Annotated in this window: 12 protein-coding genes and 1 pseudogene; 6 read left to right on the top strand and 7 right to left on the bottom strand. The window is 59.6% G+C overall.

From position 1 onward, the window contains the following. Positions 1-75: 75 nt before the first annotated feature. The 7 genes and pseudogenes from CAUR_RS04355 to typA form a co-directional block, all read right to left on the bottom strand. Entirely contained in the window at positions 76-747 is a 672-nt protein-coding gene (locus tag CAUR_RS04355; RefSeq protein WP_012256725.1) for a hypothetical protein, read from the bottom strand. A gap of 22 nt (positions 748-769) precedes the next feature. Then, complete coding sequence (locus tag CAUR_RS04350) at positions 770-2,374, bottom strand: Eco57I restriction-modification methylase domain-containing protein (RefSeq protein WP_012256724.1); 1,605 nt, start codon at positions 2,372-2,374, stop codon at positions 770-772. A gap of 5 nt (positions 2,375-2,379) precedes the next feature. Then, positions 2,380-2,661, bottom strand: a complete 282-nt coding sequence (locus tag CAUR_RS22030; RefSeq protein WP_287158329.1) for a XamI family restriction endonuclease — start codon at positions 2,659-2,661, stop codon at positions 2,380-2,382. 21 nt (positions 2,662-2,682) lie between these two features. Beyond that, positions 2,683-2,969 (bottom strand): annotated as a pseudogene (locus CAUR_RS22025) (XamI family restriction endonuclease); the annotation flags it as partial. A 30-nt stretch (positions 2,970-2,999) separates the two neighbouring features. Next, positions 3,000-3,344, bottom strand: coding sequence for a hypothetical protein (locus tag CAUR_RS04340; RefSeq protein WP_012256723.1), 345 nt, complete (start codon positions 3,342-3,344; stop codon positions 3,000-3,002). A 722-nt stretch (positions 3,345-4,066) separates the two neighbouring features. Continuing rightward, on the bottom strand, positions 4,067-5,008 hold the full coding sequence (locus tag CAUR_RS04335) for a sigma-70 family RNA polymerase sigma factor (RefSeq protein ID WP_012256722.1): 942 nt from the start codon (positions 5,006-5,008) through the stop codon (positions 4,067-4,069). Between the two features lie 296 nt (positions 5,009-5,304). Next, a complete protein-coding gene (typA, locus tag CAUR_RS04330) occupies positions 5,305-7,146 on the bottom strand; it encodes a translational GTPase TypA (protein ID WP_012256721.1) in 1,842 nt (613 codons plus the stop codon). A gap of 560 nt (positions 7,147-7,706) precedes the next feature. Between typA and CAUR_RS04325 the strand changes: the two genes are divergently transcribed. From CAUR_RS04325 to CAUR_RS04305, 6 genes are read left to right on the top strand one after another with little or no spacing between them, the layout of a single operon-like run. Beyond that, positions 7,707-8,456: a (Fe-S)-binding protein gene (locus tag CAUR_RS04325; RefSeq protein ID WP_012256720.1), complete on the top strand. Its 750-nt coding sequence runs from the start codon at positions 7,707-7,709 to the stop codon at positions 8,454-8,456. A 60-nt stretch (positions 8,457-8,516) separates the two neighbouring features. Continuing rightward, complete coding sequence (locus tag CAUR_RS22020; protein ID WP_242605064.1) at positions 8,517-9,275, top strand: LUD domain-containing protein; 759 nt, start codon at positions 8,517-8,519, stop codon at positions 9,273-9,275. Between the two features lie 30 nt (positions 9,276-9,305). Beyond that, positions 9,306-9,944, top strand: coding sequence for a lactate utilisation protein LutB domain-containing protein (locus CAUR_RS22015; RefSeq protein WP_242605063.1), 639 nt, complete (start codon positions 9,306-9,308; stop codon positions 9,942-9,944). Between the two features lies 1 nt (position 9,945). Next, entirely contained in the window at positions 9,946-10,416 is a 471-nt protein-coding gene (locus CAUR_RS04315) for a GNAT family N-acetyltransferase (protein ID WP_012256719.1), read from the top strand. Then, positions 10,413-11,111 (top strand): LutC/YkgG family protein, encoded by a 699-nt coding sequence (locus CAUR_RS04310; protein ID WP_012256718.1) that lies wholly within the window; start codon positions 10,413-10,415, stop codon positions 11,109-11,111. Before CAUR_RS04315 ends, CAUR_RS04310 begins: the two co-directional genes overlap by 4 nt. Positions 11,112-11,114: 3 nt before the next feature. Beyond that, the gene (locus tag CAUR_RS04305) at positions 11,115-12,095 is read left to right on the top strand and encodes a 2-hydroxyacid dehydrogenase (RefSeq protein WP_012256717.1); all 981 of its coding nucleotides are present in this window, start codon (positions 11,115-11,117) and stop codon (positions 12,093-12,095) included. Positions 12,096-13,213: the final 1,118 nt, after the last annotated feature.

Below are 13,213 nucleotides of genomic sequence, written 5' to 3'. Positions count from 1 at the left end.
AACCGAAAAGTCCATAACAGGCTCTAGCCCTAGCCGCCGACCCGTGCCCTGCGACCTCCACCCACCAGCCACCACTTACCCACTAGCCGACGCCTGCGCAATCAACCGATCCATCATCTCAACCAGGTGCGCTATCTGAAGTGCTGCAAACACCTCCCGCGCCCGTTGCAGATAGGGCAAGGCTTCCGCATTGCGCCCGCGTTGCAGAAGGGCAATGCCGTAGTTGCCGAGATCAGCGCCTTCGCTGTACCGGTCATTGATCATTCGCCGCAGCGTCAGTGCCTGTTCGAGCAACTGCCGGGACGTTGTCGGGTCAACATCGAGGTGCAGACGGCTCAGCGCAGCCAGCGTGTTGGCTTCGCCGAGGCGGTCGCCGAGGGCGCGGTAGGGGGGCAGCGCCGCCTCATAGCTGCGCAGGGTCGCGTCGATCTCCTTCCGGAACTGCTGCGCGTCGCCGATAGCCCTCAGCGTGTTGGCTTCGCCGAGGCGGTCGTTGTTGCGACGGGCAGCGGCCAGGGCGCGTGCCAGGTGCGCCAGAACCTCTGGCCGGCCTCGTTCACCTTTGAGCATCCAGTAGTTTCCCAGCCGCGCCGTGGCCCGTGCCGCACGGTTGACGCCGTTACTGTCCGCGTCGTGGTCATAGCCCCAGTCCAGGTAGCGGGTCAGGTTTGGTTGTTCGAGGGTCAAATAGGGGGAATCAGGGCGGAATGTCGCATGTATCCATGCCGATTCATGTTCAACACCCATCTGTGGCGTCTACACCATCTTCTTACCCGACATCCTCAAACAAGGCAAACTGCCGATGTGCGCCAGCCTGTAATTCAGGCCAGCGCTCAACGAACCCAGATGCCGAAATACGGGCCAGCTCAGCCGGTTCGATCTTGTGCAGGCCCCCACCATACACGCGCCCTTCGCCGCGCAGTTCATTACTGTTGAGCTGATGAAGCAACGCAAATACGTCAGCGGCGGCATCGGGATGCTGCTGTAAGAGTTGTGCCAGATAGCCCGTCGGGTAGAGCATCAGGTAGAGGTTGGTTGCAATCGCACGAGATCGGTTCCAGATGAACCGGAACGGACGTCGCTCGCCGGTGCCGCGCCCCATATATGTGCAGAGGAATGGTGCCGGATCGCGGTGCTCCTGGCGGTACCAGGGGTTTCGTCGCTCAATCAGATAGCCACGCCGAACACCAGCCTGTTCGGCCGTTTGAAAATACTCCCAGAGTTTCGGGAACTGAGCCTGTACCACCGGTTCCGGCAGATTGCAGTCGATGACGCACAATTGTGGTTCGATCTGTGGGTAACCGTCCGGATCGGCCTCAATTATCGTTGTGTTCAGAAAGCGTGGTGCGGGCAACACAGGACGCAGGAATTGTGGCGGAAGGCGAAGCTGTGCAGCTCTGGCGCGCTCGATCACAAACCATGCGTTATTACCGGTGACAATGCCGCGCTGGATGCGGAAGAGATCACCGAGCGTGAACGTATCAACAGTACTCGACAGGCTCCTGTCGTTGCAGGCATGACGTGGGTAAACCGTCCACTTTCGCGAATCACGCAGGCATTGCAACGGTATGTGCTCACTGAACCACGGGTTCGACAGCCTACCCCCGAACGTAACGTCAATCACGTGATCGGGCGGTGGTGGCACCTTCTGAAACACCAGCACGGCTGATGAAACCAGCGCGTCACCAAACTGTACGTCCTGTGGATCAAAGCGATGTATCCGAAGAAGGGTCACGTGATCGGTGAGGTAACGCTTTAGTGCCGTCCCGTAGTTTACGTCCATAAACTCGGCAGGAACCAGCCAGGCCGCATAGCCACCGTCAGCCATCCATGCCGTCGCCAGCAGCATGAAGTAGACGTACAGCCCGGCGAGACCGTGGACATGGACGCCGGTCTTGCGAAAGACGAGTGCGCGGAGCCGCTCTTTCTCCTCACGATGCAGGTGATGGTGACGCACATACGGTGGATTAGCGAGTATCAGGTTAGGGGCGTCCGGTCGCTGGAACGTGTCAACAATGTGTGTAAAATCCCCTTGCACGACGTCAAGCCCGAAGGGTGCCCATAGATCGCGAGCAGCGCTGCACAATGCCGGATCAAGCTCGATGCCGACCGCAGACACGATCTGTTCTCTCCCGAATGCAGCGAGCACAGCGGAATAGAAGCTACCGGTACCGAGCGCAGGATCGGCAAAACGAATCGTCTGGAGCTGATCGCCGGCAACCAGCTTGATGTAGCGGGCTATCTCTCCTGCCAGGGCGTAGGGGGTTGCAAACTGACCGAGTCGATTCCGCTCGTCAGCCGGTTTACCCGCATCAAATGCCGCCTGAATCGCCTGTCGTCGTACTTCAACCAGACTCTCGTCACTTGCTACCATTGGCACTACAACCCCAGTAGTTTCAGATCATCTATGCGATGTTCCCACACCCAGTCAATCCCTTCAGCCGCCATATAACCGAGATAGTCACTCCCAAAATAGCCGCACAAAAACAGCACGAAGGTCAGGTTTGGACCGTAGGTTGCCCGTAACTGGTGAACTTTGGTTACCTCTTCCTTGCGGCGCTTGTTCGTATTGGCAACATCGCCTGCGGATTTGGCCTCAAGCAAAACCGGTAATCGTTCCGTGCGAGGCCGGGCAGGTTGAATGACAACATCAATCGGGATACGAATGTTATCAAATTCTTACTAACTCCTGCCAGGCCAACGAGGCGGTCAACTGCCAGTGGTGGCGCAGTACACATCCGCAGTGTGGGAAGAATAGCCGGATGTTGACGTAGGGTGTACGTGTCAAGACGACGCAGATCGTCAGTCAGGTGAAGCGTATGCCTGACGTGTTCAGTTGTTGTTGTGCGTGTGGATCGGAACGTTTCAGGAGCAAATGTTATAAACCAGCGGTTGAAATAGTCAATTGACGCTGCAATGTCCGCTTTCCAGAGATGTGGTTTGTCGGCATTGATATATGGCAGGTTCATACTGCACGTTCCTCAACATCCGCACCGGCATCAGTCCTGCGGCAGTGTCTTGAGCAGCCATTCCAGCACCTCCTTGTCGGTCGCGTGGGCCAGTTCGAGCGGCGGTTGGCCGGCGCGGCGCAGCGTGCCCTGCGCTGTCTTCCCCTGGTCGCGCCTGGATTTGCAGTAGGCGATAATCCGTTCCGCCAGGGCGATAATGGCGGTCGTGGCGGCGGCGATGTCGCCGGCATCGCGGATCACGACCATGATCGTCTGCCAGTCGAGGTCGCGGTGCTGTACGGGGCGGGTGGTGAAGCCACCCTGCTGCAACACGAGAGCAAGGGTCTCGGCCTCGCCGGGTGGGAGATCGATTGCAATACGGATGTCGTGGCTCATAGGCGGTGGGTATGGGTATCGAATACTTTTTTCGATTATAGCAGGGGAATCGCTTAAGTGCGATGACAATTGTTACACTATCGGGGGTGGGAAGGTTCTCGTATGGCATAGTGGTCATTGCAGGCAGTGAGTCGTCGCTGGTGATGCCCGGTGATGGGGTGGCCTGGCTGTGAGGGGAGATTTCCCGTCTGCGCTTCTGGTACGTGATGAACGTGGGATAATGCTGACGGACAGGCGGGAAGTCTGCTTCACGGGCTACCCTACTGCTCATCACGGATGGGGAAGGTAGACGGGCGTGCCTGGCGGGGAGGCCGCTCCGCCCCGTGCCTAATTGTGGGTATGGCTGCTGCACACCATACGACGCGCTACAGAGAAACCAGGCTGGAGTGGCTCTGGATTTAAGTAGGGCTGTGTCCGGTGGTGCGCTACGCACCGCCCCCGCTGGAGGTTTCTGTGGTTTGTTTTGGTACTGTCTGGCTTGGTGTTGTCTGTGACCTGCCCCCACCCTAACCCGCCCCCGCTGGGGGCGGGAATTTTTGTATGGGATGATATTCGCTGTTATGAGTTGGTGGAGGGGAGCGGTACGCTGCTGGGCGCGCCGGAGGTGGGTGCTTTCGGCTGCGGATGGAGGGAATTTGTACGGCTATCACCACTCTCAATATGACACGGCGCGCCGTTGGCCAACGACGCGCCTGTAGCGGGGTGATTGCTGCGCTGGATGATTATTCTTCGTTCACATAACCCTGCAATTGTGGGTGCAGGGATGGATCGCGCAGTTTGCGGAGCGCTTCGTGTTCCAACTGGCGCACGCGCTCGCGGGTCAGGCGGAGGCGCTGTCCGATCTGTTCGAGGGTGTGCATCGGCTCGCCGTCCAGGCCGTAGCGCAGGCGTAGGATGCTGCGTTCGCGCGGCGAAAGCTGTTGCAGGGCGTGCTGGACATCGGCTTGCAGCATGCTCTCGCTCACTTCGTCGAAGGGGGTGGGCTGGAGCGGATCGGTCAGGATTTCGGCCAGTGCGCCACCGCCATCTTCGGTATGCGGTTCATCGAGTGAGGTCGGCGCCAGACCGGCCTGTTCGGCCCGTTCGACCTGCTCTACGCTCAGGCCGGCAGCCTGAGCCAGCTCTTCCAGGGTTGGTTCGCGGTCGAGCTGTTGCGAGAGTTCCTGGCGCAGACGCGAAAGCCGGCTGAGCCGTTCGCCGAGATGAACGGGGAGGCGCACGGTGCGACTATGGTCAGCAATGGCTCTGCCAATGCTCTGCCGAATCCAGTACGTGGCGTAGGTGGAAAACTTCAGCCCACGACTGGCGTCAAACTTGTCAACGGCGCGCATCAGGCCAACACTCCCCTCCTGGATCAGATCGAGCAGGCTCAGGCCGTGACCCTGATAACGGCGGGCGATGCTCACAACCAGACGCAGGTTTGAGTTGATCAGTTGGGCACGGGCCTGTTCCCCGGCATTGACCTGGGCTATGAGCCGTTGCTTTTCAGCCAGGGGAAGCAGTGGCTCATTGTGCAAGCGCTCGGCTGCTCGCCGACCCTGACTCATAGTTTGGGCCAGGTGCTGTTCCTGCTCGAAGGTCAGCAACGGCTCGGCGCCGATTTCGTTCAGGTAGAGCACTATTGGGTCAGATGCACTGCGGCCAATCGTGGTAGGGTTCCTCATTCTACCTCCTTAGACATCGGTGAACACTGCCGATGTCTGTCATGTGATCCGTGAGGGGTACTTATGAGACGTCAGCAGGTGCCTCGGTGGTTCCCCACGGCCCGAAGGTGTCTACGGGGTGACGGCGTAGCGCAGGCTCAAGCGCCGTCGGTCGTATGTCAGGTGCAAGTGACGAGGCGTGCAGCGCGAGGGACGGTTTCCGGGTGCAGATACAGATGCACGCTGCCCGTCGCCCCATAGTATCGACGGGCAGCATAAAGAGAAGGTTAAAGAAAAATGAGAAAAGGATGAGTATTTTAGCGTTCGCTGAGGGCGAGTTCGCGCCGCTTCTTCTCGCGCCGACGGTCATCGGAGCTGAGCAGGCGTTTGCGAATGCGCCAGCCTTTGGGTGTCACCTCGACCAGCTCATCGTCGCTGATGTATTCGATGGCATCGTCAAGCGAGAGCTGGCGCGGCGCATCGAGCCGGATCGTTTCGGCGCCACGGTTGTTGCGCATGTTGGTGAGATGCTTTTCCTTGCAGACGTTGACTTCCAGGTCGTTGTCGCGGATGTGTTGCCCGACGACCATGCCTTCGTACACCTCTTGACCAGGGGTGATGAAGAAGACGCCGCGATCTTGCAGGGCGTGGATGGCGTAGGTGGTGGCGACGCCGCTCTCTGCCGCGATCAGGCTGCCGTTGGCGCGCATTTCGATCTCGCCGGCATACGGTTCGTAGCCGAAGAAGATGCTGTGCATTATGCCGGTGCCGCGTGTCGCCGTCAGGAAGAGCTGGCGAAAGCCGAGCAGGCCGCGGGTCGGTACGAGATAGACGTAATGCACAGAACCGTCTTCTGAAATTCGCATATCGCGCATCTGCCCCTGGCGTTTGCCGAGCAGTTCGACCACCACCCCCTGATATTCACTCGCCACTTCAATCTCGACCAGCTCCATCGGTTCGAGGCGCGTTCCATCCGGTGCTTCGCGGAAGATCACTTCGGGTTTCGAGACCTGAAACTCGTAGCCCTCGCGGCGCATGGTCTCGATCAAAATGCCCAAATGCAACTCACCCCGTCCGGCGACGATAAAGACATCGGGGCTGTCGGTCTCCTCAACGCGCAGCGCTACATCGCGCTCCATCTCCTGGAAGAGGCGCTCGCGCAGCTTGCGCGAGGTTACGTAAGTACCTTCGCGCCCGGCGAAGGGGCTGGTGTTGACGCCGAAGGTCATGCGCACGGTCGGCTCTTCGACTTTGATCGGCGGCAGCGCTTCGGGGGCCAGGGCATCGGCAATGGTGTCGCCGATAGCCGCATCGCTAATCCCGGCAATGGCGATGATGTCGCCGGCCTGGGCCTGTTCCACTTCCTGGCGCTCAAGGCCGTTGTAGACGAAAATCTGGCTGACCTTAACCGGCGAGATGGTACCATCGCGGGCAATCCGCACGAGTGGCTGGCCTTTGCGGATCGTCCCTCGCACCAGTCGTCCGGTCAGAATCTTGCCCTTGTATTCGTCGTAGCTGCTGGTGGTGACGAGGAACTGCACCGGTCCTTCAACGTCAACCGTTGGTGGTGGGATGCGGTCGAGAATGCACTCGAAGAGCGGTTCCAGCGAGTCGTGTAGCTTGAGCGGCGAACGACCGGCGTGACCGAGGAGGGCGTTGGTGTAGATGGTGGCAAATTCGGCCTGTTCGTCGGTGGCACCGAGATCGACGAAGAGATCGAACGTCTCGTTGACGACGTGGTTGGGGCGGGCCTGGGGCCGGTCGATCTTATTGACGACGACGATGGCGTGGTGGCCGGCCTGCAACGCTTTGCGCAACACAAACTTGGTTTGCGGCATCGGGCCATCGACCGCGTCGACCAGCAGGAGCACGCCGTCAACCATATTCATCACCCGTTCCACCTCGCCGCCGAAGTCGGCGTGGCCGGGTGTGTCGACGATGTTGATCTTCACGCCGCGGTAGTTCACCGCGGTGTTCTTCGCCAGAATGGTGATACCTCGTTCGCGTTCCAGCGCATTGCTGTCAAGCACGCGCTCTTCCACCTGCTGGTTCTGGCGGAAGATTCGGCTCTGCTTCAACATCGCATCGACCAGGGTGGTCTTGCCGTGGTCAACGTGCGCAATAATCGCGATATTCCGTAAATCAGTTCGCTGAATCATACCTGTTCCGTTAGTGTTGGCCGTTGGTTGGCGCAAAAAACGCTCAGGTTCAACCTGAGCGCGACGATGCTACATGCATTATACCATAACGTTAGGGTGGGGTAAGGGTAGAATGTATCTCATCAAGCTGTGCGGTCGTGATAGCAGATTTTCAGCCAGGCTCATAAACGCTTGCCCATCACCAACGGTAGTGCCGGTGACCATTTACGGTGCTATCACCCCTGGATTGGTTGCCTTGCCCGTTCGTCAGGCGTGTGTCGCGGCGTTGAATATGTTGCCCGATGTCACATCTGGTTTGTAGAAACCACGGCACGCTATCTACAGTCACCCTCGCGCTGCACCTTTGAGTGCCGGATTACGCTGTGCAAACCCTGTATGCCCCTGGAAGCGCAAGCCTCTGCCTCGCTCATGACCTTGAACAGCACACACTGCTGATGATTCCACGTCCAGCAGGGGAGCGCCCTCCTGAGCCGGGGCACGCTGCTCGTCTCAGGTATTTCCGTGAAGTTTTGGTATAATACCGGTATCAATGCTCTTTCAGCCTCAGAGGAGACGAGACCGTGACTGTCGGCCGCCGTCGGGTGACGTTTTTTGCCACATGTATCGTTGATCAATTGTACCCAACCGTTGGACTGGCTGCGGCCAGTTTACTGGAACAGCAGGGGGTAGCGGTTGACGTACCGGATGACCTGCTGTGCTGTGGGCAGATGGCGTTTAATGCCGGTTTCCGTGATGATGCCTATGCGGTTGCCGGGCGCACTCTTGAAGTCTTGCGTGGTAAAGGCGATGTGGTCTTGCCGTCGGGATCGTGTGCGGCGATGATCCGTCATCTCTACCACGAATTGTTTGCCCATACACCGTTTGCTGCCGCTGCCGATGAACTGGCTCACCGCACGTATGAGTTGAGCGAATATCTGGTTGATGTGCTGGGTGTGACCGATGTTGGTGCCCGCTTTCAAGGTCGGCTAACGTACCACGACGCCTGCCACGGCTTGCGTTTTCTGGGTCTGGGCAATCAGGCGCGGACGTTGCTGAGCCGGGTGGAAGGTGCCGAAGTGGTTCCGCTTCCCGGTTGTGATCAGTGTTGCGGGTTTGGTGGATTGTTTGCGGTGAAGCAGGCTAACATTTCAACGGCCATGCTCGAACGCAAACTGGCAGCGATTGAGTCAACTCACGCCGATGTGCTCGTGACCGGCGATGTATCGTGTATGACGCAGATTGCGGGTGGGCTTTCCCGGCGACAAAGTGCGACCCGTGCCCGCCATCTGGCGGAGGTTCTGGCGAATATGATTGATGCACGTCAGGGATGACGGTGTGTCAGGGTATTGCCTGACCGTCGCTCATCGCTGGTGTGCCTGAAAGAAGACAGTATGGCGCAGACGATTGCTTTCTATGATCGCGTTGATCATGCCCTGCACGATGAGTCGTTGCAGACGGCGTTGACGCGGGCGACGACGCGCTTTGTCGGTAATCGCGCCGGCGCGATTGGTGCGTTGAGTGATGCCGACCGGCTGCGCGATCAGGCGCGGGCGATTCGGGCGCATGCGTTGGCCCATCTCGATGAATTGCTGCCGCAACTGGCGGCGAATGTTGAAGCGCGAGGCGGGCATGTGTGCTGGGCCGCCGATGGTGAAGAGGCTCGCCGCTATATCATCGATCTGGCGCGTGCGCGTGGCGTGAAGAGTATTGTGAAGTCGAAATCAATGGCCTCGGAAGAGATTCATCTCAACGAGGCGCTGGAGCACGCCGGTTTTGAGGTCGTCGAGACCGATCTGGGTGAGTATATTATTCAACTGGCCGGTGAGACGCCGTCGCATATTATTGCCCCTGCTATTCACAAGACGCGCGAGCAGGTCAGTGAGCTGTTTGCGCAGCATCTCGGTATGCAGCCGACGACCGAAGTACCGCCGATGATCCGCACGGCCCGTCAGGCGTTGCGCCAACGCTTTTTGCAGGCCGATATGGGGATCAGTGGGGTCAATTTTGGTGTGGCTGATAGCGGTGCGATTGTGATTGTCGAGAACGAGGGGAATGCGCGTCTCTCGACGACGGTGCCCCGGATTCACGTGGCGATTATGGGTATTGAGCGCATTGTTGCCCGTCTCGCCGATCTGGGGGTGATGTTGTAGGTACTGGCGCGCTCGGCAACCGGCCAGAAGTTGAGTGTCTATACCAGTCTGATCAGCGGCCCGGCCCGCCCCGGTGAAGAGGACGGCCCTGAAGAGTTTCACCTGGTCTTGCTCGACAATGGCCGCTCGCGGATTTTGGGTGGTCATTACGCCGAGTCGCTGCTCTGTATCCGCTGTGGTGCCTGCCTGAACGCCTGCCCGGTCTATCAGGCGATTGGCGGTCACGCCTACGGTGGGGTCTATTCTGGCCCGATTGGGGCGATTCTTACGCCCCTGCTGCAACCCGATCTTCCCGACGCCTATCTGTTGCCGCAGGCCAGCTCGCTCTGCGGGGCGTGCCAGGAGGTTTGTCCGGTGCGGATCGCTATCCCCGATATGCTGTTACGCCACCGGGCCGATGCCGTGAAGGCGGGGAAGGCGAATCCGATTGAAAAAGCGGCGATTAGTGGCTATACCCTGACGATGACCCATCCGGCGCTGTATCGCGCCAGTGGCAAGGCGGCGCGTTTCTTTAGCCGGATTCTGGCGCGGAAAGGTCGTTTTCGTCGCTTGCCACCACCCTTGCATTTGTGGACGCAGCAACGCGATTTTCCTGCACCACCACCGAAAACGTTTCGTGAATTGTGGGCCGAACGCCAGAAGCAGCGCCGGAATGAGGAACAAGCCTGATATGCGTATGGAGATCACCATCCAGGCCGAACGACCTGATAGCAGTGATGCCCTGGCTCTGATCGGTGAACTGGAAGCGGAGCTGGAACCGCTCTACCCACCAGAAAGCCAGCACGGGTATAGCGTTGAGCAGTTGATCGCCGCAGGTGTTGCCTTTTTCGTCGTGCGGGTTAACGGTGAAGCCGCCGGGTGTGGGGGGATTCAGTTCTACCCGGACTACGGCGAACTGAAACGGATGTATGTGCGACCGGCTTTTCGGGGGATGGGGCTGGCCGGTCGGTTGATCAATCATCTAATCAGCTTTGCAGCGGAACGCCAGTGCCGCCTGCTCCGGCTGGAGACCGGTATTTTGCAAGATGCGGCCATCCGGTGTTACGAAAAGGCCGGTTTTTACCGGATTGGCCCTTTTGGCCCGTACACCGATGATCCGCTGTCGCTGTTTTACGAACGCCCGATTGGAGCACAGGCATGAGCCGAGATCAGATTCTTGCCAATATTCGCACCAGTTTGCACGCGAACCGGCCACAGCTTCTGGCCGAAGCCACCCGTGCACCGCATGAACCGCCACCGTTCGTTCTGCCGCCACAAGGCGATCTGGCCGAACAATTTGTCATTGAGCTGACCAGGCTTGAGGGGAAAGCCTACCGGGTCGCTACCGCTGAAGATGCGCTGGACATCATCGAGCGGTTACTGGAAGAGAATCAGGCCAGTCAGGTGATCGGCTGGGACATCAACCAGATCGGTCTACCCGGTTTATCAGCATTACTGAGCGCTCGTGGTGTGGTACCCGCCGTCACGAACATCCGTGGCGACGTTCGGCAGTCGCGCCTGCAAGAGCTGGAGCCGGTACCGGTCTGTCTTTCCGGGGTCGAGCTGGCGATTGCCGAAAGCGGGACGATGCTGCTCCGTCACGGCCCTGGTCGGCACCGGCTGGCATCGTTGCTCGCGCCCTGTCATATCGCGATTGTGTTTGAACACCAACTGGTACGCGGTCTCGGCGAAGCGCTGGCCTTGCTGGCACAGCGCTATGGCGACGAGATTTTTGGCCCTACCAGCAACCTGACCTTCATTACCGGCCCGTCGCGTACCGCCGACATTGAAATGACCCTCTCACTGGGTATTCACGGCCCACCCCAGGTTCACGCCATTCTGGTCGGTAAAGGGTGATCAATGGAGCGCACAGCCAAACCTCGTGTCTTTGTTACCCGGCGCCTGCCTGAGCCGGCGATGGCTATTCTCCACGAACACTGTGCTGTATCGCTGTGGGATAACGTGGAAACCCCGATCCCGCGCGATGAATTGTTGCGGGGTGTTGCCATGGTCGAGGGCCTGCTTTGCCTGATTACTGATCGGATTGATAGCGAGGTCGTGGCCGCCGCTCCTCATCTGCGGGCGGTGTCGATTATGGCGGTCGGTTACGACAATATTGACCGGGCTGCGCTGGCCGCACGAGGGATTACGCTCACCAACACGCCCGATGTGTTGACCGAGACAACCGCCGATCTGGCCTGGGCGTTGCTGCTGGCCGCAGCGCGGCGGGTTGTTGAAGGCCAGAAGATGATCGAGCGGGGAGAATGGGGTCCCTGGTATCCGCTCCAAATGGTCGGCCAGGACATCTATGGCCGGGTGTTGGGTGTGGTCGGTGCCGGACGGATCGGGCAGGCGGTGTTGCGGCGCGGGCGCGGGTTTGCGATGCAGTTGCGCTATCACAATCGGCGGCGCAATCCGACCCTCGAAGCCGAGATCGGGGCGGAGTATCGCACGCTGGACGATCTGCTGAGCGAGAGTGATGTGGTCGTGGTAACGGCACCGCTCACCGCCGAGACGCGGGGGATGTTTGGGGCCGCGCAGTTTGCCCGCATGAAGCCAACCTCTATCTTCGTCAACGTGGCGCGTGGGCCGCTGGTGCGCGAAGACGACCTGGTGGCCGCGTTACGCGCCGGCAGGCCATGGGCCGCCGGGCTGGATGTCTTTGAACGCGAGCCAATTGGCCCAGACCATCCACTGCTTACCGTCCCCAATGTGGTGTTGACCCCGCACGTCGGCAGTGCCACAGTGACCACGCGATTGCGCATGGCGACACTGGCCGCCGAAAACCTGGTGGCCGTGCTGTACGGTCGCCCCACACCGCATATTGTGCGTCATGAGTGATCGTACATCTGGTGTGACAGCAGTCAGGGCACGCCGGTTCGGTATCATCCTGATACTGTGCCTCACCTGGCAGGAGTGAGGCGCGGTGTCCCTCATCCCAACCTCCCCCCGCTGGGGCTATGCATTACCCACATGTCACGCTGCGTTAGGCCGGGCTACAAGTGCTCCCTGTGGCGCAGGCTTTACGTGGGGCAGGCTGGAAGCCTGCTCCGTGGTCTGATACACCGTCTACCGCCGCCACCACTGCGACCATCCGCTGCCCATGCGTGACGTGCGACCCACGCGACAGCGATGCAACGCGATAGTGCCCGGGATCGCGCACAATGAGACAGGTGCTGCTCATCAGCGAAGAAGGTGACTACCTGGGTATGGGTAAGGCATAGCGCTGCGTGGGAGCGGGGCGCGTAGCGGCTGCGATCACATCTGAACAACCATCCATTCCATTGCACGCGATGCAAGACATTCCCATTCACCGCATCTCTTGGATGGTCAGGTGAACGGTACAGGTACCGTTCGTAGGGGCGGGTTCTCAACCCGCCCCTACGAACCCGCCTCTACACACCACCGGCACGAGCACGCTGTGGGGCAGGCTGCCGGCCTGCGTTCAGCCATCCCCATCATCAGAGTCACGTACTGGCACGGGAGTCCGCTGCAATCCGCGCCGGATCGTGAGTGCGGCTGGCGCGGCAGCATAGCTGCCGCACTCCAAACCCTGCGACACGCGCATAACGAGCGGGTACGGCAATCCATCCAGCACGTGCTGGCACGATTGGAACGGTGCACTGTCACCGGGCCAGTCGCCCACAACAGCACCTATGGCGATCATACCTGCTGATACGCACGTGGTTGACACCAGGTATGGGTAATGTATAGCACCCCAGCGGGAGCGGGATCGGGGGTGAGGCATTCTCCGCCCCTGACAACACACCCCAATGCAGATGATCTGGCGACAACCCCAAGCGGCTTGTCGGTGCCACTTCAGCACGGGGACAACCAAAAGGTAGGGTCACACGCTCGCGCACTCAGGTAGCTTCGCTATAATTGTGAATGCCAGACATCATCAACACCGGACGTGCGGGCAGAGAGTCGTTTGCCGACCTGAACCGCACGCCAAACAA

The sequence above is a fragment of the Chloroflexus aurantiacus J-10-fl genome (assembly GCF_000018865.1).
Taxonomy (GTDB): Bacteria; Chloroflexota; Chloroflexia; order Chloroflexales; family Chloroflexaceae; genus Chloroflexus; species Chloroflexus aurantiacus.
The sequence above is the reverse complement of the archived record's forward strand: the minus strand, read 5'-3'. Positions and strand labels throughout refer to the sequence as shown.